The 21,090-nt window shown below is 58.2% G+C and carries 17 protein-coding genes; 16 read left to right on the top strand and 1 reads right to left on the bottom strand.

Annotated elements, in window-relative coordinates:
* Positions 1–55: 55 nt before the first annotated feature.
* The 7 genes from dxs to ACFFIY_RS10700 all read left to right on the top strand — a co-directional run bounded on the left by dxs (position 56) and on the right by ACFFIY_RS10700 (position 8,161).
* Positions 56–1,960, top strand: coding sequence for a 1-deoxy-D-xylulose-5-phosphate synthase (gene dxs, locus ACFFIY_RS10730; RefSeq protein WP_354195333.1), 1,905 nt, complete (start codon positions 56–58; stop codon positions 1,958–1,960).
* Positions 1,957–2,781: a TlyA family RNA methyltransferase gene (locus ACFFIY_RS10725; protein WP_354195335.1), complete on the top strand. Its 825-nt coding sequence runs from the start codon at positions 1,957–1,959 to the stop codon at positions 2,779–2,781. Before dxs ends, ACFFIY_RS10725 begins: the two co-directional genes overlap by 4 nt.
* Before the next feature lie 279 nt (positions 2,782–3,060).
* Entirely contained in the window at positions 3,061–3,510 is a 450-nt protein-coding gene (ahrC, locus tag ACFFIY_RS10720; protein ID WP_354195337.1) for a transcriptional regulator AhrC/ArgR, read from the top strand.
* A 15-nt stretch (positions 3,511–3,525) separates the two neighbouring features.
* Positions 3,526–5,229, top strand: coding sequence for a DNA repair protein RecN (gene recN, locus ACFFIY_RS10715; protein ID WP_354195339.1), 1,704 nt, complete (start codon positions 3,526–3,528; stop codon positions 5,227–5,229).
* Positions 5,230–5,358: 129 nt separating this feature from the next.
* Positions 5,359–6,321: a SpoIVB peptidase S55 domain-containing protein gene (locus tag ACFFIY_RS10710; protein ID WP_354195341.1), complete on the top strand. Its 963-nt coding sequence runs from the start codon at positions 5,359–5,361 to the stop codon at positions 6,319–6,321.
* A 226-nt stretch (positions 6,322–6,547) separates the two neighbouring features.
* Positions 6,548–7,336, top strand: coding sequence for a sporulation transcription factor Spo0A (gene spo0A, locus ACFFIY_RS10705; RefSeq protein WP_354195343.1), 789 nt, complete (start codon positions 6,548–6,550; stop codon positions 7,334–7,336).
* A gap of 108 nt (positions 7,337–7,444) precedes the next feature.
* Complete coding sequence (locus tag ACFFIY_RS10700) at positions 7,445–8,161, top strand: glycerophosphodiester phosphodiesterase (protein WP_354195345.1); 717 nt, start codon at positions 7,445–7,447, stop codon at positions 8,159–8,161.
* 9 nt (positions 8,162–8,170) lie between these two features.
* On the opposite strand, the gene ACFFIY_RS10695 is transcribed toward ACFFIY_RS10700, so the two are convergent.
* Positions 8,171–8,464, bottom strand: coding sequence for a DUF2627 domain-containing protein (locus ACFFIY_RS10695; RefSeq protein ID WP_376837271.1), 294 nt, complete (start codon positions 8,462–8,464; stop codon positions 8,171–8,173).
* A gap of 88 nt (positions 8,465–8,552) precedes the next feature.
* On the opposite strand from ACFFIY_RS10695, the gene ACFFIY_RS10690 reads away from it, so the two are divergent.
* The 9 genes from ACFFIY_RS10690 (at position 8,553) to scpA (ending at position 21,076) form a co-directional block, all read left to right on the top strand.
* On the top strand, positions 8,553–10,550 hold the full coding sequence (locus ACFFIY_RS10690) for a sigma 54-interacting transcriptional regulator (protein WP_354195347.1): 1,998 nt from the start codon (positions 8,553–8,555) through the stop codon (positions 10,548–10,550).
* A gap of 44 nt (positions 10,551–10,594) precedes the next feature.
* Positions 10,595–11,692 (top strand): branched-chain amino acid dehydrogenase, encoded by a 1,098-nt coding sequence (gene bcd / locus ACFFIY_RS10685; RefSeq protein WP_354195349.1) that lies wholly within the window; start codon positions 10,595–10,597, stop codon positions 11,690–11,692.
* Between the two features lie 36 nt (positions 11,693–11,728).
* Positions 11,729–13,156 (top strand): dihydrolipoyl dehydrogenase, encoded by a 1,428-nt coding sequence (gene lpdA, locus ACFFIY_RS10680; protein WP_354195351.1) that lies wholly within the window; start codon positions 11,729–11,731, stop codon positions 13,154–13,156.
* A 17-nt stretch (positions 13,157–13,173) separates the two neighbouring features.
* Positions 13,174–14,181: a thiamine pyrophosphate-dependent dehydrogenase E1 component subunit alpha gene (locus tag ACFFIY_RS10675; RefSeq protein ID WP_354195353.1), complete on the top strand. Its 1,008-nt coding sequence runs from the start codon at positions 13,174–13,176 to the stop codon at positions 14,179–14,181.
* Positions 14,181–15,164: an alpha-ketoacid dehydrogenase subunit beta gene (locus ACFFIY_RS10670; protein WP_354195355.1), complete on the top strand. Its 984-nt coding sequence runs from the start codon at positions 14,181–14,183 to the stop codon at positions 15,162–15,164. The genes ACFFIY_RS10675 and ACFFIY_RS10670 overlap by 1 nt, the downstream gene beginning before the upstream one ends.
* A 19-nt stretch (positions 15,165–15,183) precedes the next feature.
* Positions 15,184–16,536 carry a dihydrolipoamide acetyltransferase family protein gene (locus tag ACFFIY_RS10665; RefSeq protein WP_354195357.1) on the top strand — a complete coding sequence of 451 codons (1,353 nt, stop codon included), beginning with the start codon at positions 15,184–15,186 and terminating at the stop codon, positions 16,534–16,536.
* Between the two features lie 237 nt (positions 16,537–16,773).
* A complete protein-coding gene (locus ACFFIY_RS10660) occupies positions 16,774–16,962 on the top strand; it encodes a hypothetical protein (protein ID WP_354195359.1) in 189 nt (62 codons plus the stop codon).
* A 279-nt stretch (positions 16,963–17,241) separates the two neighbouring features.
* A complete protein-coding gene (locus tag ACFFIY_RS10655; protein WP_354195361.1) occupies positions 17,242–18,933 on the top strand; it encodes a methylmalonyl-CoA mutase family protein in 1,692 nt (563 codons plus the stop codon).
* Positions 18,920–21,076 carry a methylmalonyl-CoA mutase gene (scpA, locus tag ACFFIY_RS10650; RefSeq protein WP_354195363.1) on the top strand — a complete coding sequence of 719 codons (2,157 nt, stop codon included), beginning with the start codon at positions 18,920–18,922 and terminating at the stop codon, positions 21,074–21,076. Before ACFFIY_RS10655 ends, scpA begins: the two co-directional genes overlap by 14 nt.
* The last annotated feature ends 14 nt before the right edge of the window (positions 21,077–21,090 follow it).

Here is a 21,090-nt window from a genome sequence, read left to right as displayed (position 1 = left end):
TGTATACGGAAAAAATGTATACCATTTATTTAAACGATAAAGGTGAGTGATGGCGATGGATTTGACTTCGATTTCCGATCCATCCTTTCTGAAGGATCTCAGCAATGACGAGCTTGAGGCGCTGGCAACGGACATCCGGAAATTCCTCATCAATGAACTGTCGGCAACCGGCGGCCACATCGGCCCGAACCTCGGAGTCGTCGAGCTGACGATCGCCCTTCACCGGGCATTCGACAGCCCGAAGGACAAGATCCTCTGGGATGTCGGGCATCAGGCATATGTTCATAAAATCCTGACCGGGCGCGCCTGCGATTTTGCGACGCTCCGTCAATTCAAGGGACTGTGCGGATTTCCGAAGCGGATCGAAAGCGAGCATGACGTTTGGGAAACCGGACACAGCTCCACGTCACTTTCCGCTGCGATGGGAATGGCGGCAGCCCGTGACATCAAACGGATGAACAATTATGTGGTGCCGGTGATCGGCGACGGTGCGCTGACCGGAGGAATGGCACTGGAAGCGCTGAACCACATCGGCTCGGAAAAAACGGACATGACGGTCATCCTGAATGACAATGAAATGTCCATCGCCCCGAACGTCGGTGCGCTGCACAACGTACTTGGACGCCTGCGCACGGCAGGCAAGTACAACAAGGCGAAGGACGAGCTTGAACTGCTTCTCAAAAAAGTTCCGGCAGTCGGCGGCAAGCTTGCCGCAACGGCGGAGCGCGTCAAGGACAGCCTGAAATACCTGCTCGTCTCCGGCGTGTTCTTCGAGGAGCTCGGATTCACTTATCTCGGACCTGTCGACGGACACAGCTTCGAAGATCTGGAGTCCACGCTGAATTACGCGAAAAAAATGGACGGCCCGGTGCTCGTTCATGTGATCACGAAAAAAGGCAAGGGATTCCGTCCGGCCGAAGAAGACAAAGTGGGCACCTGGCACGGCACCGGTCCGTACAAGCTCGAAACGGGCGCACTCATCAAGTCTCCTGCAGCCGGTCCCGCCTGGAGTGCGCTCATCTCCGAAACTGTGCGCAAGGTCGCCCGCACGGACCGCCGGGTGGCGGCCATCACGCCGGCCATGCCGGTCGGATCCAAGCTGGAAGGATTCGCATCGGAATTCCCGGACCGGATGTTCGATGTCGGGATTGCCGAACAGCATGCCGCCACGATGGCGGCGGGCATGGCCGCGGAAGGCATGAAGCCGTTCCTTGCGATCTACTCGACGTTCCTGCAGCGTGCCTATGACCAGATGCTGCACGACATCTCCAGGCAAAATCTGAATGTCTTCGTCGGTATCGACCGCGCCGGCCTTGTCGGAGCGGACGGGGAGACCCATCAGGGCGTGTTCGACATCGCGTTCCTCCGCAGCATGCCGAACTTCACGATCATGATGCCAAAAGACGAAAATGAAGGACAGCACATGGTCCGCACGGCAATCTCGTACGACAGCGGGCCGATTGCGCTCAGATATCCGCGCGGCAACGGCATCGGTGTGCCGATGGACGAGGAACTCCGCGAAATCCCGATCGGTTCATGGGAAATCCTCAAGGAAGGCAAAGATGCCGCGATCGTCACATTCGGGACCACCATCCCGATGGCATTTGCCGCAGCGGAACGGCTGGCCGAAAAAGGCATTGACGCGGAAATCGTCAACGCCCGCTTCATCAAGCCGTTCGACGAGGAGATGCTGATCAGCCTGCTCGACCGGAACATCCCGATCATGACGGTGGAAGAAGCGGTGCTAGCCGGCGGTTTTGGCAGCGGCGTCCTCGAGTTCGCCCATGATCACGGCTACCACCATTCGGTGATCGGCCGGATGGGGATTCCCGATCATTTCATCGAACACGGCAATGTCGGTGAACTGCTGAAGGAAATCGGGATGACCGATGAAAACCTGGCGGTCCGCGTGGAAGAGCTCGTCGGTCTGTCCCGCGAGGAAAGGACGAAGGTCCTGTGACGGAGCGGCAGCCGAAAGAACGAATCGACACGCTGCTCGTGGAGCGCGGGCTGTTTGACTCGCGCGAGCAGGCCAAGCGGGCGGTCATGGCGGGCATCATCTTTTCCGGTGACCGGCGGATCGACAAGCCGGGTGAAAAGCTGCCGGCGGATTCGGCAATCCGCGTCAAGGGCGACCGGCCGAAGTATGTGAGCCGGGGCGGGCTGAAGCTGGAAAAAGCGCTCGACGTCTTTGATCTTTCCGTCGAAGGCAAGCGGTTCCTCGACATTGGCGCCTCAACCGGCGGTTTCACCGACTGTGCACTGCAGAACGGCGCCGTCCGGGGCTATGCGCTGGATGTCGGCTACAACCAGCTCGCCTGGAAACTGAGGGAAGATCCACGCGTCACCGTCATGGAGAGGGTCAACTTCCGACATGCGACGCCGGATCTGTTCACGGAAGGCGCACCGGAATTTGCCACGATCGATGTGTCCTTCATTTCACTGGCGCTCATCCTTCCGACGCTCAAGACGATCCTGATGCCCGGCGGCGACGTGATTTCACTCGTCAAGCCCCAGTTCGAGGCAGGACGGGAAAAGGTCGGAAAAAAGGGGATCATCCGCGATCCGGCCATCCATCTTGAAGTGCTGGAAAAAACGGCGGACATCGCCGTGAATAGCGGCTTCGATCTGCTGGCGGCTGAATTTTCCCCCGTGACCGGCGGGGAAGGGAACATCGAGTTCCTGTTCCATCTCCGGTCCTCCGATCAACCGGGCATCCGTCTTGAAAGCGGCAGGCTGGCGGAAGTCGTGAAACAGGCACATGCGGCGCTGGATCACTGAAAAACGGCGACCGGGACGCAGGGGCTCTCCACTCACATTGAAATGCCCACAGTCAGCAAAAAGCAAGGAAGTCGCGGAATCCTGAATGGGCAACGCGGCAGCCGGCCTTTGTGAAACGGCCGCGCTCCTTGCTTTTTGCTTTTTCTGTGCAGGAAATTTCGTGGAGCCGCCAGGCGTTTTCGCATTGAAAGCAATCCATATTAATTGTCCGCCAAATTGGATAATGGTACATTCATATTAGAAATCAAGCATTGCAGCAAACCGACCGGAGGGAAAAATGTGAGCAAAGGGCAACGCCATATACGCATCCGCGAAATCATCGCCCATCATGAAATCGAGACCCAGGACGAGCTTGTCGACCGGCTCAGGGCGGAAGGGTTCAATGTCACCCAGGCCACCATTTCTCGTGACATCAAAGAACTTCACTTGGTGAAAGTCCCGCTGAAGGACGGACGCTATAAATATAATCTGCCGGCAGAGCGCAGTTTCGACCCGAGCAGAAAACTTCACCGTGCGCTGACGGACGCTTTTGTCAGCATCGACGGGGCCGGGCATTTCCTCGTCATGAAAACACTCCCCGGAAACGCCCATGCCATCGGCTCCCTGATCGACCAGATCGAATGGGAGGAAGTGATCGGGACGATCTGCGGGGACGATACGATTCTCATCCTTTGCCGCGACAGCGAGCAGCGCTCCGAGTTCAGGGAGAAACTGCTCGGCATGCTTTGATCGGAGGTGTTCCGGATGCTGCGTGAATTATCCATCAAGAATTTTGCGATCATCAGTGAGTTATCGATCAGCTTCGACTCCGGGCTGACCGTTTTGACCGGTGAGACCGGCGCAGGAAAGTCGATCATCATCGATGCCGTCCAGCTGCTCGCGGGCGGCAGGGGTTCCAGCGAATTCATCCGCCACGGCGAAAAGAAAGCGGAGCTCGAGGGCATGTTCATCCTCGACAATCCGGCACACGCCGTCTTCCGGAAGCTGGAGGAGAACGGCATCTCCCATGAGGAAGGCACCGTCATCCTCAGGCGCGATATCGCCCAGTCCGGCAAAAGCACATGCCGGATCAACGGCAAGCTCGTGACGATCGCCATCCTGCGGGAAATCGGCGCGTCGATCATCGATATCCACGGCCAGCATGAAACACAGGAACTGATGGATGAGCAGCGCCATGTGCTTCTGCTTGACCAGTTCGGCTGGGAGTCGGTCGCGCCGGCAAAGGAAAGCTACACGAAGCTGTTCGAGCGATACTCGAAGCTCCGCCGCCGGCTGACGCAGTATGAAGACTCCGAACAGCAGATCGCCCATAAAATCGACCTGTACCGTTTCCAGATCGGTGAAATCGATGATGCCGGCTTCCATGACCAGGAGGAAGAAGAGCTGACGGAAGAACGTTCGAGGCTGAAGAACTTCCACACGATCTACGAGCGGATCGCATCGGCCTATGAAGCGATCCAGGGCGAGTCGAAGGGACTCGACTGGACCGGAGCCGCGATGAGCGACCTGGAACATGCCGCTACCGTCGACCCGGCCGTCGGAGAGCAGTCCACTGCCGTATCGGATGCCTTTTATACATTGCAGGACGCGGCGTTTTCGCTCAAGGGACTCATGGATGAAATGGAATTTGATCCGGTCCGGCTCGATGAAGTCGAGCAGAGGCTGGCCCTCCTGCAATCCATGAAGCGGAAGTACGGCTCCGACATTCCGGAGATCATCGCTTACCGGGAGAAGATCGGTTCGGAACTTGAAAAGCTGGAAAACCGGGATGAACGGCTCCGCGAAGACAGGGGCGAAATCGATGCGCTGGAAGAAGATCTGAAGGTGGAAGCGGAGGAACTGGCGGTGTTGCGGCGGCGCGCCGCAGAGGATCTTTCCGAAGCGATCCACAGGCAGCTGAAGGAGCTGTATATGGAGAAGGCGGAGTTCAGTGTTTCCTTCAGTCCTCGGGAGAGGTTCGACCGGGAAGGGGCGGAGGACGTGACGTTCCTCATTTCGGCAAACGTCGGCGAGCCGCTGAAGCCGCTTGCCAAAGTGGCTTCCGGCGGGGAACTGTCGCGGATCATGCTGGCCCTGAAGTCCATCTTCTCCAAACACCAGGAAGTGACGTCGATCATCTTTGACGAAGTCGACACAGGCGTCAGCGGACGGGTGGCACAGTCAATTGCCGAAAAAATTGCCGCAATCAGCATTCATTCCCAGGTTCTTTGCATTTCCCATCTTCCGCAGGTGGCGGCGATGGCAGACCACCATCTCCTGATCCGCAAGGATGTCACGGGAGACCGGACCGAGACGACCGTGGAGGAACTGGCGGGCGTCGGCAGGACGGAAGAACTGAGCCGGATGATGACCGGGGCGGAAATGACGGAATTGACAAAACAGCATGCGGATGAGCTTCTCCGCATGGCCGAAGAACGAAAGATTGAACTTTCCGGACACGCAGGGTGATTGCGTGTCTTTTTCTATTGTTTTTTAATGTAAATTTTGCTTTTCGAAGTTCCTCTCCTGCTTAAAAGTACCGGACATAACAAAAGCCGCCGCGAGCATCATAACGGTACAACGATCAGGAGGTGAAACATGCGATGGATTAGCCGGAAACTGTTGTTGCCGGTCCTCCTTTTGTTGATGATGCTTCCGGCCGGCGCCGCGATGGCGCAGAAGCCGAAATCACTCATCCCGATGGGCCACTCGATCGGAATCCATCTTGACCTGGGCAGGGTGATGGTGACCGATGACGTGATGGTCGGAAACGGAAACTGGCTGAGGGCTGGCGATTTCATCGAGTCACTGGACGGAGCCAAAGTCACCGACACGGCCGGCATCACCCAACTTGCCGGCAATCTGAAAGACGGGGCGGAGGCAGAGCTGTCTGTTGAGCGGGAAGGAAAACCGGTGGTCGTGACGGCAGAAAAAAAGGAACTTGAAAATCTGCCGGCATTCATCAGAGAACGGACGGAAGGCGTCGGAACGCTTTCTTATATCGATCCGCAGACGGGCGAGTACGGTGCGCTCGGCCATCAGATCGTCGACCGTGCGCTGGACGGACCGCCACCGTTTACGGGCGGGTCGATCCACCTGGCCGACATCGAGCAGATCCGCAAAAGTGAGCCGGGTGTTCCCGGGTACAAAATTTCCTCGGTGAAATCCGGCACAAAACTGCTCGGAGACATCCGGGATAATGATGTATACGGGATTTTCGGCAAATGGACATCATCGTTAAAAGGAGCATTCCCCGAACCACTCGGAGTTATGCGGCCGGAGGAAATCAAGGAAGGCGACGCCAAGATCTTGACGACCATCGAAGGCGTGGAGATCGGAACTTACGGCATCCGCATCACTTCCACGGCATCCGGCGCATTCCGCTTCACTGTGACCGATGAGGAACTCATCAAAAAAACGGGCGGGATTCTCCAGGGAATGAGCGGCAGTCCGATCATCCAGGACGGGAAATTTGCGGGTGTGATCACCCATATGTTTGTGGAAGAGCCGACGAAAGGCGCGGGTCTTCCTGTCGGAGAAATGACAAAGAAAAAACCTTGAATAGAAAGTTGTCGGCCATACCTAAGCAGGTATGGTCTTTTCCTGATTTTTCATTATAATGAAAGTGTACATCACAGAGTGCGAATTGTGGAATCACGTCGAATCTTGTCTAAAAGTTCGTCCAAAGGTCTCAATTTTCCAATCCATGGAGGGGAGAGGTCGCAAATGTCGAATTACACGGGTAAGTGCCTGGGATGGTCTTCACTTATAAAGGGGGAGCATGAAAGTGGATAAAATTAAAGTCGCAATCGCCGACGACAACCGTGAATTGGTGAAAACGATGTTGCAATACTTCGAAAATCATCCGGAGATTGAAGTGACGGGAACGGCCGCAAACGGGAAGCTCTGTTTGTCGATGCTGGAAGAACAATCGCCGGATGTCCTCCTTCTCGACATTATCATGCCGCACCTGGACGGAATCGGCGTGCTGGAGGAGCTGCGTGCGGATGGCCGGGCAGACAACATGGACATCATCATGCTGACGGCATTCGGTCAGGAAGAAATCATGAAACAGGCGGCGGAACTGGGCGCTTCCTATTTCATCCTCAAGCCGTTTGAGTTTGACCGGCTCGTCCACCAGATTCTCCAGATGAAGGGCGGCCGTTCGGTGAAGCAGCCGGCATCCGTGCTGGAGACAGGGCGACAGCAGACCGTCAGCAAAAAAGCGATCGACACCGCCGTCACCGCGATCATCAAGGAAATCGGCGTGCCGGCCCACATCAAGGGCTATGCGTTCCTCCGTGAAGCGATCACGATGGTCTACAACGACGTCGATCTTCTCGGCTCCGTGACGAAAGTCCTCTATCCGGAAATCGCCGAGAAATTCTCGACGACGCCGTCGCGTGTTGAGCGGGCGATCCGCCATGCCATCGAAGTGGCCTGGAACCGGGGCAACTACGAAGTCATTTCGAAGATGTTCGGCTATACGGTCCATCATATGAAGAGCAAGCCGACCAACTCGGAGTTCATCGCAATGGTCTCTGACCGGCTGCGCCTGGAGTTCATGATCGCGTGATCCTGCCTGCGACCGCCTCACGGTCCTTTCGCGTTAATTGCATCCGTTCTGCGGGTATACACGCCGTGTGGCGAAATTGCCGGCGCAAAAGGACGGTGGTGAGGGATCATGAGGATCTATGCGCACAGGGGAGCGTCCGGCTCGGCGTTTGAAAACACCCGCCATGCCTTTGAGGAAGCGGTCCGGCTCGGTGCGGACGGGATCGAGACCGATGTGCAGCTCACGGGAGACGGAGAACCGGTCATTGTGCATGACGCGGACCTGTACAGGGTCACCGGCAAACGGAAGTTCATCACGGAGCTGAGCGCACAAGAAGCGGCCCGCCTCAGGCTGGGGAGAAACCGCTGGAAGCGGCTGTCCGGCGAGCGGATGATGACGCTCCGGGACCTGGCCGCGTGGGCGGCCGGCCACCCGGGCGTCGCCTTCAACATTGAAATCAAAGAAACGTTCCTGGAAAGGCCGGAAAAGGTGGGGAGTGTGCTGGACATCTGCAATGAATTCGGAGATGTTCATCTGTCCTCCTTCCATTATCCGTTGCTCGTCAAAGCCAAGTGGCTGGATCCCTCTGTGGAAACTGCACTCATAGCAACGAAAAAGTCAGACTGGGACAACCTGGCCGGCTACCGGTCCGCGGATGCCTTCCATATTCATAAGAGGCTGTGGACGGGACGCTATCTTGAAGCACTCGCCGATAGCGGAAAAGCCGTCCGGGTGTACGGAGTGGACGGGAGCGAGCCGTTCATCATGCGGCCCGAAGCATTTGTCAAAGGCTGGATCACCGATTATCCGGAACAGGTCCAACAGGCAATGAAAAAGGGTTTCTGACGGGAATCGTCAGGAACCCTCTTTTTTTCGTTTGAACCGGTCTTCCGGTATCTTGCCTTTTCGCTGGTCGCGGCGAAGCAGAAACCCTGCAAAAAAGCCGATGCAGACGATCAGCAGGGCGAGACCCGCCAAAAACTGCAGCCAGACCCACGGGAACAGGCCGAACCGGATTCCGAAGAAGGAATCCCTCATCAGCTTGATGCCCCACGCGGCGCCGATACCGGGAATGAGCAGGACAATAAAAGCGGCAAGCCGCTGCATGCTGATCTCCCCTTTTCTCTCGTTCTCATTTTCCGATGCCATGTCAGGATTGTCAAGAAAGCCGCAATCGGTTATGATGGGGATGGTATTGCAAAGCTTTGCATAAATCATACGAAGGGCCTGAACGATTTTGCAGAATGTGCTTATCGTCGGTGCCGGAGCTGGCGGTACCGCCATCCTAAAACTGATGCTGCAGCTGGACTACATGCAGGTGACCGGAATGGTTGATCCGAATCCGGATGCCCCGGGACTTGCGCTGGCTGCAGAAAATGAAATTCCGACCGGGTCGGATTGGAAGGGCTTTCTTGCGAATGACCTGCATCTGATCTTCGACGTGACGGGCGAGCAGGGCGTGTTCGGCGAACTGCTGAAATCCCGGCCGGCCCATGCCGTCGTCATTCCCGGCACCATCGCCCGGCTCCTCGTCAGCCTGTTGGAGGAGAACGGGCAATACATCCGGCAGCTCCGTTCGGAATCGTTTCGGAACCGGATGATCTTCAACTCGCTTGATGAGGGAATGATCGGGATCGGGCTCGACGGCATCATCCGGTTCTACAATCGGAGCGCCGCGCTCATCACCGGAGTTCCCGCATCGGATGCAATCGGCTCCCCCGTCGAAGAGATCATTCCCGGAAGCGGGCTGCCCCGGGTGGCCGAAACAGGCATGCCGGAGCTGAACCGCGAATTGACGCTGTCCAACGGTGTGCGGGTCGTCACTTCCAGGCGGCCCCTGCAGGACAGCAGCGGAGTGCGGACCGGTTCATTCGCCGTGTTCCGCGATGTGACGGGGCTGCTTGAGCTGGCGGAGGAAATCACGGACCTCCGGGAGATCCAGTCGATGCTCAAGGCGATCATCCAGTCAAGCGACGATGCCATTTCCGTCGTAGACGAAGAGGGCCGCGGCCTCATCGTCAATCCCGCCTACACCCGACTGACCGGCCTTTCCGAGGAAGAGGTCATCGGCAAGCCCGCAACCGTGGACATAACGGAAGGCGAGAGCATCCATATGAAAGTGCTGGAGACCGGGCGCCCGATCCGCGGCGTCCGGATGCGCGTCGGGCCGGCGCGCAGGGAAGTCGTCGTCAATGTGGCGCCCGTCCTTGTCGGCGACAAACTGAAGGGAAGCGTCGGGATCATCCATGACCTGACGGAAATCCGGTCGCTTTCCGAAGAGCTGGACCAGGCCAGGCGGCTGATCCGGTCGCTTGAAACCCGTTATTCATTCGACGATATTGCCGGCGGGACGCCGGAGATGAAGCTGGCGATCCAGCAGGCGAAGCTCGCTTCGGCGATGTATGTGCCGATCCTGCTGCGCGGGGAATCCGGAACGGGCAAGGAAGTGTTCGCCCAGGCGATCCACAACGAATCCGGCAGCGGCGCATTTATCCGGGTGAACTGTGCCGCACTCCCGGGTGACCGACTGGAACGCGAACTGTTCGGATCTGACGGAAACGATCCGTCAGCCGGCCTGTTCGAGGAAGCGGACGGCGGCACCCTGTTCCTCGATGAAATCGGGGAACTGCCGCTGAATGTCCAGTCGGGACTTCTGAGAGCCATTGAAGAAAAGGAGATCCACCGGGCGGGCGGCAGCAGGCCGGTGCCGGTCACCGCGCGCATCATCGCGGCTTCGAACAGCAACCTGGAGAAGGCGATGAAAGAAGGCCGGTTCCGGGAGGACCTGTTCCACCGGCTGAACCGGATGCCGGTTCACCTGCCGCCGCTGCGCAGCCGCAAAGAAGACATTCCGGCACTCGCCGCGAAATTGCTGCCTCGTCTCAATCGGGACCTGGACCGCTCCGTCGAGGAGATCCACCCGGAGGCGGCAGAGCTTCTCATGCAGCACGAGTGGCCCGGCAACGTCAGGGAACTTGAAAACGTGATCAGCCGTGCCTTGATTTTCATGCAGCCGATGGACAAAATCCTCGGCAGGGCCGAGCTGGCCGCCGTCTTCCGGGCGGAAGGCGGAGGGGCATCCGGAACGCTCGCCGAGCAGCTGGATGCCCATGAAAAAATCATTCTTAAGGAAGCGCTTACAACGGGCGGCGGCAACAAATCCGAAACCGCCAGGCTGCTGGGCATTTCTGTGCGAACGCTTTACTATAAACTCGAGAAGCATAACCTGCTGTGAGCGGGGACAGGCGTCCGCCTGTACATAAAAGGAGGAGAACGATGATGGAACTGTTCAAATACATGGGAAAATACGATTACGAGCAAGTGGTGTTCTGCCAAGACGAAACTTCCGGACTCAAGGCGATCATCGCCATTCATGACACGACACTTGGACCGGCACTCGGCGGCGTCCGCATGTGGACCTACGGATCCGAAGAAGAAGCGGTGGAAGACGCACTCCGCCTCGCACGCGGCATGACTTACAAGAACGCGGCGGCCGGCCTGAACCTCGGCGGCGGCAAGACGGTCATCATCGGCGATCCGAAAACCGACAAAAGCGAAGAGCTGTTCCGGGCATTCGGCCGTTTTGTCCAGGGCCTCAACGGCCGCTACATAACGGCTGAAGACGTCGGCACGACCGAAGCCGACATGGACCTCATCCACCTGGAGACGGACTTTGTCACAGGCGTCTCCCCGACCACATCCGGCTCGTCCGGCAACCCGTCCCCGGTCACGGCATACGGCGTTTACCGCGGCATGAAAGCGGCGGCCAAGGAAGCATTCGGCACGGATTCGCTCGAAGGCCGCACGGTCGCCGTCCAGGGCGTCGGCAACGTCGCATTCACGCTCTGCCGCCATCTCCATGAAGAAGGCGCGAAGCTCATCGTCACCGACATCAACGAACAGGCCGTCCAGCGCGCAGTCGAAGAATTCGGCGCAGAAGCGGTCGGCATCAACGACATCTACGGCGTGGAAGCGGACATTTACGCACCTTGCGCACTCGGCGCGTCGATCAACGACGAGACGATTCCTCAGCTGAAAGTGAAAGTCATCGCAGGATCCGCGAACAACCAGCTGAAAACGCCTGAACACGGCGACCGCATCCACGAAATGGGCATCGTCTATGCACCGGACTACATCATCAATGCCGGCGGCGTCATCAACGTGGCGGACGAGCTCGACGGATTCAACGAAGAGCGGGCTCTGAAGAAAGTCGAGAAGATCTACGACACGATCGAGAAAGTCATCGCCATCTCCAAGCGCGACAACATCCCGACCTACGCAGCGGCGGACCGCCTGGCTGAAGAACGCATCGCCAATGTGGCGAAGTCCCGCAGCCAGTTTCTCCGGAACGGCAAGGACAGCCTGTCGAACCGCTGATCTGAAATCGTCCTTGAAGCGAAAGGAGTTTAACCAATGGCACTTGAATATGATGTCGTCATCCTCGGGGGCGGCACCGGCGGCTACGTCGCGGCGATCCGTTCCGCGCAGCTCGGCCTGAAGACGGCGATCGTTGAAAAAGGAAAACTCGGGGGCACCTGCCTCCATAGGGGATGCATTCCGTCAAAGGCGCTTCTGCGCAGTGCGGAAGTGTACCGTCTGGCCAAGGATGACGCCGAGTCGTTCGGGGTTTCGACGGGTGAAGTATCGCTCGACTTCGGCAAGGTCCAAAAGCGGAAAGAATCGATCGTCTCCGGACTCCACAAAGGCGTCCAGGGACTCATGAAAAAAGGGAAGATCGATGTCTTTGAAGGCACCGGGCGCATTCTCGGTCCGTCGATCTTCTCCCCGATGCCGGGCACCATCTCCGTCGAGTATGAAAACGGCGATGAAAATGAAATGCTCATCCCGAACAATGTCATCGTGGCGACCGGCTCCCGGCCGCGCACGCTGCCGGGTCTTGAGATCGACGGCGAGCACGTGCTGACCTCGGACGAGGCGCTTAACATGGAAAGTCTGCCGAAGTCGATCATTATCATCGGCGGCGGCGTCATCGGCATCGAATGGGCGTCCATGCTCAATGACTTCGGTGTCGAGACGACGGTCGTCGAATACGCCGACCGGATCCTGCCGACGGAAGATGCAGACATCTCCAGGGAAATGGAGAAACTGCTCAAAAAGCGGGGCGTGAACATTTTTACCTCAGCGAAAGTCCTGCCGGAAACCCTCCAGAAAGAAGAAGGCGCCGTCACCATTTCTGCGGACATGGAAAGCGGACAAGAGACCTTCACGGCAGACAAGATCCTCGTCAGCGTCGGCCGCCAGGCGAACACCGAAGGCATCGGTCTTGAAAACACCGACATCGAAGTCGACCGCGGCTTCATCAAAGTGAAAAAGACCTACCAGACGAAAGAATCGCATATTTACGCGATCGGCGACGTTATCGGAGGACTGCAGCTTGCGCATGTCGCGTCTCATGAAGGAATCGCTGCCGTCGAACACATCGCCGGGGAAGCGGCCGGTCATGTGGATGCGGACCTGGTGCCGCGCTGCATTTATTCCAGCCCGGAAGCCGCGTCCGTAGGCTTGACGGAAGCCCAGGCGAAAGAACAGGGACATGACGTGAAAATCGGCAAGTTCCCGTTCAAGGCGATCGGCAAGGCGCTCGTCCACGGCGAATCGGAAGGATTCGTCAAGATTATCGCCGACAAGGAAACCGATGACCTGCTCGGCGTCCACATGATTGGTCCGCACGTGACCGACATGATCTCCGAAGCGGGTCTTGCGAAAGTGCTGGACGCAACACCTTGGGAAATCGCATCGCTCGTCCACCCGCATCCGACGCTCAGCGAAGTGATGGGGGAAGCGGCGCTCGCCGTCGACGGCAAAGCGATCCATATGTGATGAAGGGGGAAAACCAAGTGACCAACAACCGTCATGAAGAGCTCGGGCTGTCCAACGAGGACGTCCTGCACATGTACGAAACGATGCTGACGGCACGCCGCCTCGATGAGCGGATGTGGCTGCTCAACCGGGCCGGCAAGATCCCGTTCGTCATCTCGTGCCAGGGCCAGGAGGCCGCCCAGGTCGGCGCCGCCTACGCGCTCGACAAAGACAAAGACTACATCGCCCCGTACTACCGGGATATGGGCGTCGTGCTCCATTTCGGCATGACGCCGAAGGAACTCATGCTCAGCGCATTCGCGAAGGCGGAAGACCCAAACTCGGGCGGACGCCAGATGCCGGGCCACTTCGGGCAGAAAAAGAACCGGATCCTTACCGGCTCTTCGCCCGTCACGACCCAGCTGCCGCATGCGGTCGGCGTCGCGCTCGCCGCGAAGATCAAGAAAAAGGACTTCATCACATTCGTGACGCTCGGGGAAGGCTCGTCCAACCAGGGCGACTTCCACGAAGGCGCAAACTTTGCGGGCGTCCATAAACTGCCGACGATCATCATGGTCGAAAACAATAAATACGCGATTTCCGTTCCGATTGAAAAGCAGCTCGCGTGCGAACACGTCTCGGACCGTGCGATCGGCTACGGCATGCCGGGCGTCACCGTTGATGGCACCGATCCGCTTGAAGTATACAAGGTGATGAAAGAAGCGGCAGACCGCGCGCGCAGCGGAGAAGGCCCGTCGCTCGTCGAAACGATCTGCTACCGCCTGACCGCCCACTCGTCCGATGACGACCACCGGGCGTACCGGTCGGATGAAGACCTGAAGGCAGAGCGCGAAAAAGATCCGATTCCAAGATTCGCCGCTTATCTGAAAGAAACGGGCGTCCTGGACGAAGAAACAGAAAAAGCGCTTGAAGAGAAAGTGAAGAAGGTCGTCAACGAAGCGACCGACTATGCGGAAGCGGCTCCTTATGCAAAGCCGGAAGATGCGCTGAAGTATGTGTACGCGGAGAAAGGGGGAGACGAGTGATGCCGGTCATGTCCTATATCGATGCCATCACACTCGCGATGAAAGAAGAGATGGAGCGCGATGAAAATGTCTTCATCCTCGGCGAAGACGTCGGCAAGAAAGGCGGCGTGTTCAAGGCGACACAGGGTCTCTACGATGAGTTCGGCGAAGAGCGGGTCATCGACTCGCCGCTCGCCGAGTCTGCGATTGCCGGTGTCGCCATCGGGGCGGCCATGTACGGCATGCGCCCGATCGCGGAAATGCAGTTCGCCGACTTCATCATGCCGGCGGTCAACCAGATCATCTCCGAGGCATCGCGCATCCGCTACCGGTCCAACAACGACTGGAGCTGCCCGCTCGTCGTGCGTGCACCGTTCGGCGGCGGCGTCCACGGGGCGCTTTACCACTCGCAGTCGGTGGAAGCGGTATTCGCCAACCAGCCGGGGCTGAAGATCGTCATCCCTTCCACTCCTTATGACGCGAAGGGCCTGCTGAAGGCGGCTATCCGCGACGAGGATCCGGTGCTGTTCTTTGAACACAAGCGGGCCTACCGCCTGATCAAGGGGGAAGTGCCGGCGGACGATTACACCCTGCCGATCGGCAAGGCGGATGTGAAGCGAGAAGGCGACGACATCACCGTCATCACGTACGGCCTCGCCGTCCACTTTGCCCTGCAGGCAGCGGAACGCCTGGCGGAAGACGGCATTTCCGCGCATATCCTCGACCTGCGGACGGTCTATCCGCTTGACCGCGAAGCGATCGTCGAAGCGGCGTCCAAGACGGGGAAGGTTCTGCTCGTCACGGAAGACAACAAAGAAGGCAGCATCATGAGCGAAGTGGCGGCGATCATCGGCGAAGAATGCCTGTTTGATCTCGATGCCCCGATCCAGCGGCTGGCAGGACCGGATGTGCCGGCGATGCCATATGCGCCGACTATGGAGAAGTTCTTCATGATCAACCCGGACAAAGTCGAAAAGGCCATGCGGGAACTTGCGGAATTCTAAATCGGACGGAGGGTTACCATTGGCGACCGAACAGATTAAAATGCCCCAGCTCGGAGAATCCGTGACCGAGGGCACGATCGAGCGATGGCTCGTGAAACCGGGCGACACCGTTGAAAAATACGATGCGCTCGCAGAAGTGAACACAGACAAGGTAACGGCGGAAATTCCTTCGTCCTTCTCCGGGACGATCAAGGAACTGCTCGCAGGGGAAGGCGAGACGCTTGAAGTCGGCGCGCCCGTCTGCACGATCGAGACGGAAGGCGGCGGGGAGGCGGAACCTGAAGCATCCCCCGCAGCGGATGAGCCGGCGAACGAAATGCCGGCCGCCGGTTCCGACAAGCCGGAAAACCTGTCCGGCACGAAAGGCACCAACAGTTCACCGGCTTCGCAGAAACAGGCGGGCGGGCGCTATTCCCCGGCCGTTCTCCGGCTTTCGCAGGAGAACGGGATTGACCTGTCCCAGGTGGAAGGATCCGGCAAAGGCGGCCGCATCACGCGGAAAGACCTGCTGAGCCTGATCGAATCCGGCAACATTCCGAAAGAAGGAAGCCGCCCGGCTGCAGAACCGGCGAAAGAAGCGGCACCTGCCCCTTCACAACCGGCTGCGTCCCAGCCTGCCGCTTCATCCAAGCCGGCGGAGCGTCCGGCAGCAGGTGTCGAGACCGCAGCAGGCGACATCGAGATTCCGGTGACCGGCGTGCGCCGCGCGATCGCGAACAACATGCTGCGCTCGAAGCACGAGGCGCCGCATGCGTGGACGATGGTCGAAGTCGACGTGACGAACCTTGTCAGCTACCGGGATTCCCTCAAAGCCGACTTCAAGAAGAAGGAAGGCTTCAACCTGACGTACTTCGCCTTCTTCGTCAAGGCGGTCGCACAGGCACTGAAGGAATTCCCGATGATGAACTCAATGTGGGCGGGCGACAAGATCATCCAGAAGAAGGCAATCAACATCTCGATCGCCGTCGCAACGGAAGACGCCCTCTTCGTCCCCGTCATCAAAGACGCCGACGAAAAGACGGTCAAGGGCATCGCCCGCGAAGTGAACGAACTCGCGGCGAAAGTCCGCTCCGGCAAGCTGAAATCCGACGAAATGCAGGGCGGCACATTCACCGTCAACAACACCGGCTCGTTCGGATCCGTCCAGTCGATGGGCATCATCAACTACCCGCAGGCCGCAATCCTGCAGGTGGAATCGATCGTCAAGCGGCCGGTCGTCATGGACGGCGGCATGATCGCCGTCCGCGACATGGTCAACCTCTGCCTGTCGCTTGACCACCGCGTGCTTGATGGCCTGGTTGCAGGAAACTTCCTGGCGCGAGTGAAGGAGATCCTGGAGAACATTACGGCGGAGAATACGTCGGTTTACTGACTGGCGGCCTGTTCGGACTAAAGATTTATTATAATTTAGCAGCAAGGGCCTTGGTGGTTTTTTGCGAATGAATCGTTTATCTGTGTCATGTGATAACTTACAAAAATATTTTCCTATAAAAATGTCAGGCTCTTTTCTGGACAGTGTGTGTATCGCATTGTAATTGCGCCTAGTAAAAACACATATTTTTTCTGTGAAATCAATGTTTAGATACACTATTAAAATTGGGGGATTCTGATGAAAAATTATATTTGTAATGAGTGTGGAGGAGAATTCTCTAAAAATCAACTTGACCCGGAATTACTGACAGATGGTGAATCTTTTTGTAAAGAATGTGCTAGCAGCTTAATGGAAGCTGGAAGAGACTTTGTAGACCCTAATCATAATTTTAATTCGTATGAAGACTGGGATGAAAATGGACGCTAACTAACAAATAGAACGCTCATTGAAGTTGTACCGTTTGCTGTGGCATCCGTTTAAGCGGTCAATCGATGTTGGCTCTCGGCAGATGGTGTTGCCTGCGTCTTTATCGTCTGGTGAGAGTGGCGTTTTTTTGGTGGCTAGCATAAGGGCGGCATGATGCTAGGCGAATCCGATCCTATCTGCGGATAGGAACGGATTCGCCTGTTTTCGTGTTTCAACTTTCAAGATGTAGGAATCTCCGGTAAAATGAAAATAAGAAAAATTCGAATCGGGAGGAAGCAGATGACCATCCAAGAGATGAAAGACACATCGTTTGATTCGCCGTCCCTGGAGAAATGGCGGGAGACGGCCGAGGCTTCGCTGAAAGGGAAACCGCTTGCAGCGCTCGAGACCGAAACACCTGAAGGGATTACACTGAAGCCGCTTTACACAACCGATGATCTGACGGCCGGGACGGAAGAGCGTATTTCCGCCATCCGACAGGGGATGAAGGGGACGGACTGGACCATCCTTCAGGAAACCTATTCGGAAGATCCCGCTGCTTTCCTTGAGCGGACGAAGGAGTCGATCAGCCGTGGCAACGGCGCGGTCGTCTATACGGGCGGCTGGACCACAGAAGGGGACAAGCCGGTCCTAAAGGAATTGGCCGGACTGATCACCGAGTGGCCGGTCTATGTCCGGTGCGCTCCTGACGATCCGTTCCTTGGTGTATTTGGCGCGGTCGATGAAGGACGCCGCGATCTCGTCACGGGATTCGCGGACGTTGAGCGGTCGGCGGATCTGTCCCGGCTGTTCCCGGCACTCCGCACAATCGGCATCAGTACGGTGGACGAGCAGATGCAGGGTGCGGATGCTGTGACCGAGCTTGCCGTTGCGTTCTCAAAAGCGGCGGGCATCGCTGCGGGGGAAGACGACTTTACTGCCATGGCGGACCGTCTGTTCTTCTCATTCGCCGTGGATACGCATTTCTTCACCGAAGTGGCGAAACTGCGGGCATTCCGGCTCATGTTCCGTTCTTTTGCAAGCGCATACGGGGTGGAGGAGCCCGCCGTGCCGGTCATCGCCTGCACATCGCTCCGGACGTTCACGCTTGCGGATCCATACGTCAACCTGTTGCGTTCCGCGAACGAAGCGTTCTCGGCGGCGGTCGGAGGGGCGGATGCCATTTCGGTGGCGCCTTTTGACCGTCTGACCGGCGGCTCGGTGTTTTCCGAACGGGTTGCCCGAAACGTTCAGCACATTTTAAAGGAAGAAGTCCATGCCGACCGGGTGCTCGATCCGGCTGGCGGCTCGTACTACATAGAGACCCTGACGGAGGCGCTTTACCGGAAAGCCTGGGCCCTTTTCATTGAATTCGAAGAAAAGGGCGGGTATGAAGCCATTTCGGCCGACGGGACATTGACTGATCTTCTGTCCGGCCTCCAGGAACAGCGCGTCCGGCGGCTCGCCCTCCGGAAAGATTCGCTCATCGGAACGAACCAGTACGCGGATCCGGATGAACCGATTCATGCGGCTGCAGCCGGAAGCTCAGCGGACGGGCGTTTGGCCGTGCCGTTTGAAGAATTGCGGCTTTCACTCCAAGGGAAAACCGTCCACCTGCTGCAGTTCGGATCACTCAAAGACGTCAAGCCGGTGTCCGACTTCACGGCCGGGGTGCTTGCGGTCGGCGGCATCCGCCCCGAGCTGTCCCCGCTGTTTGACAATACGGAAGAAGCGCTTCACTATGTCCGCGAGAACGCGGTCGGCTATGCGGTCGTCTGCGCGCCGGCCGCTCAGGCGGAAACGGTGGTCGCCGGATTGCTCCGGGACAAGCCGGAGAGGCTCAGGCTCGATGCGGCCGGACGTTTTGAAGACGAGGCGGCGCTCCTGGAAGCCGGGCTGTCCGGATTCTACCGGCGCGGGCAGGACATCCTCGCCAAGCTGGAAGAGCTGAAAGGGATTCTTGAAGGGGGTACGCAGCATGAACAAGCCTGATTTTTCGAAGGTGGACCCATCCGCGGTGCTGAAGGGAGCGACCCGGGCAGCAGAGTCCGCAGCGCCGGTGGAGTCCTATGAAGGAATCCAGATCAAGCCGGTTTATTCAGAACAGGATCTGGACGGCCTCTCGCACCTGTCCGACCTGCCGGGCATCGCGCCGAACACGCGCGGGCCGTATCCGACGATGTACGTGTCGCGCCCGTGGACTGTCCGGCAGTACGCCGGCTTCTCCACTGCTGAGGAAAGCAACGCGTTTTACCGGCGGAACCTCGCGATGGGCCAGAAGGGGCTGTCGGTCGCATTTGACCTCGCGACCCACCGGGGTTACGACTCCGATCATCCGCGTGTGTCCGGTGACGTCGGAAAGGCGGGCGTTGCAATCGATTCCGTCGAAGACATGAAGATCCTGTTTGACGGCATCCCGCTTGATCAGATGTCGGTGTCGATGACGATGAACGGGGCGGTCATCCCCGTCATGGCGTTTTACATTGTGGCGGCCGAGGAACAGGGCGTTCCGCCCGAAAAACTGGCCGGCACGATCCAAAACGATATTCTGAAGGAGTACATGGTCCGCAACACATACATTTATCCGCCGGAGATGTCGATGCGGATCATCGCGGACATTTTCGACTACACATCGAACCGCATGCCGAAGTTCAACTCGATCTCGATTTCCGGCTATCACATGCAGGAAGCGGGCGCGACCGCGGACATCGAGCTCGCCTATACGCTCGCCGACGGACTTGAATATGTGCGGACGGGCCTTGCGGCGGGCATCGATATCGATTCATTCGCCCCGCGGCTCAGCTTTTTCTGGGCGATCGGCATGAACTACTTCATGGAAGTCGCCAAAATGCGGGCGGCGCGCCGGATCTGGGCGCAGATGATGAAGTCATTTGACCCGAAAAATCCGAAGTCGCTTGCGCTCCGGACCCATTCGCAGACGTCCGGCTGGAGCCTGACCGAGCAGGATCCGTTCAACAACGTCACGCGGACGCTGATTGAGGCGAACGCGGCGGCGATGGGGCATACGCAGTCGCTCCATACGAATGCGCTTGACGAGGCGATTGCGCTGCCGACCGATTTCTCGGCACGCATCGCCCGCAACACACAGCTGTTCCTGCAGGAAGAGACGCAGATGACGAACGTCATCGACCCGTGGGGCGGTTCATACTACGTGGAGAAGCTGACGGATGAGCTGATGGAGAAGGCCTGGGCGCTCATCGAGGAGATCGAGGAGCTCGGCGGCATGGCGAAGGCGATCGAGACCGGCGTTCCGAAGATGAAGATCGAGGAAGCCGCGGCGAAGCGCCAGGCGCAGATCGATTCGGGTGCCGAGTCGATCATCGGCGTGAACAAATACCGTCCGGACGAGGAAGACCCGATCGAGATCCTCGATATCGACAACACGGAAGTCCGCCGCAAACAGATCGAGCGGCTGGAGAAAATGAAGGCGGACCGGGATGAGGCGGTCGTCCGCATGGCGCTCGACAAGCTCACAGACGCGGCGAAAAGCGGGGAAGGGAACCTGCTGGCGCTGGCCGTCGATGCGGCGCGGACCCGTGCATCGATCGGGGAGATTTCCGATGCGATCGAGAAGGCGTCCGGCCGTCATAAAGCGGTCATCCGTTCGATCAGCGGCGTATACAGCACGAACTACTCGGACTCCGAAGCGATCCGGGAAGTGAAGGAAATGGCGGACGAGTTCCTTGAAAACGAAGGCCGCCGTCCGCGCGTCATGGTCGCCAAGATGGGCCAGGACGGCCACGACCGGGGGGCGAAAGTCGTCGCCACCGCATTCGCTGACCTCGGCTTTGACGTTGACATCGGCCCGCTGTTCCAGACGCCTGCCGAAACGGCGCTTCAGGCGGCGGAGAACGACGTGCATGCAGTCGGCGTCAGCTCGCTCGCGGCCGGGCACAAGACGCTCATCCCTGAACTCATTGCGGAGCTGAAGAAGCTCGGCCGCGAGGACATCGTCGTCTTTGCAGGCGGCGTCATCCCGGCGAAGGACTATGAGTTCCTTTACGAAGCGGGCGTCGCGGCGATTTTCGGACCGGGCACCGTCATCCCGGTTTCCGCCCAGAAAGTGATCGAGTCGATCTACGAAGGCCTCGGCTATGAGGCGACATCCGATTGACGGGACATTTCGGC

Source organism: Bhargavaea ullalensis (genome assembly GCF_042432615.1).
Taxonomy (GTDB): domain Bacteria; phylum Bacillota; class Bacilli; order Bacillales_A; family Planococcaceae; genus Bhargavaea; species Bhargavaea ullalensis.
This window is presented reverse-complemented; position numbering and strand designations above follow the sequence as displayed.

What these genes read in the sequence shown, in the direction of transcription:
- bcd (WP_354195349.1), top strand. Translation starts at nt 10,595, where the DNA reads ATGGAACTGTTCAAATACATGGGAAAATACGATTACGAGCAAGTGGTG.
- ACFFIY_RS10670 (WP_354195355.1), top strand. Translation starts at nt 14,181, where the DNA reads ATGCCGGTCATGTCCTATATCGATGCCATCACACTCGCGATGAAAGAA.
- scpA (WP_354195363.1), top strand. Translation starts at nt 18,920, where the DNA reads ATGAACAAGCCTGATTTTTCGAAGGTGGACCCATCCGCGGTGCTGAAG.
- ACFFIY_RS10660 (WP_354195359.1), top strand. Translation starts at nt 16,774, where the DNA reads ATGAAAAATTATATTTGTAATGAGTGTGGAGGAGAATTCTCTAAAAAT.
- lpdA (WP_354195351.1), top strand. Translation starts at nt 11,729, where the DNA reads ATGGCACTTGAATATGATGTCGTCATCCTCGGGGGCGGCACCGGCGGC.
- ACFFIY_RS10710 (WP_354195341.1), top strand. Translation starts at nt 5,359, where the DNA reads ATGCGATGGATTAGCCGGAAACTGTTGTTGCCGGTCCTCCTTTTGTTG.
- recN (WP_354195339.1), top strand. Translation starts at nt 3,526, where the DNA reads ATGCTGCGTGAATTATCCATCAAGAATTTTGCGATCATCAGTGAGTTA.
- ACFFIY_RS10695 (WP_376837271.1), bottom strand. Translation starts at nt 8,464, where the DNA reads ATGGCATCGGAAAATGAGAACGAGAGAAAAGGGGAGATCAGCATGCAG.
- ACFFIY_RS10655 (WP_354195361.1), top strand. Translation starts at nt 17,242, where the DNA reads ATGACCATCCAAGAGATGAAAGACACATCGTTTGATTCGCCGTCCCTG.
- ACFFIY_RS10700 (WP_354195345.1), top strand. Translation starts at nt 7,445, where the DNA reads ATGAGGATCTATGCGCACAGGGGAGCGTCCGGCTCGGCGTTTGAAAAC.
- dxs (WP_354195333.1), top strand. Translation starts at nt 56, where the DNA reads ATGGATTTGACTTCGATTTCCGATCCATCCTTTCTGAAGGATCTCAGC.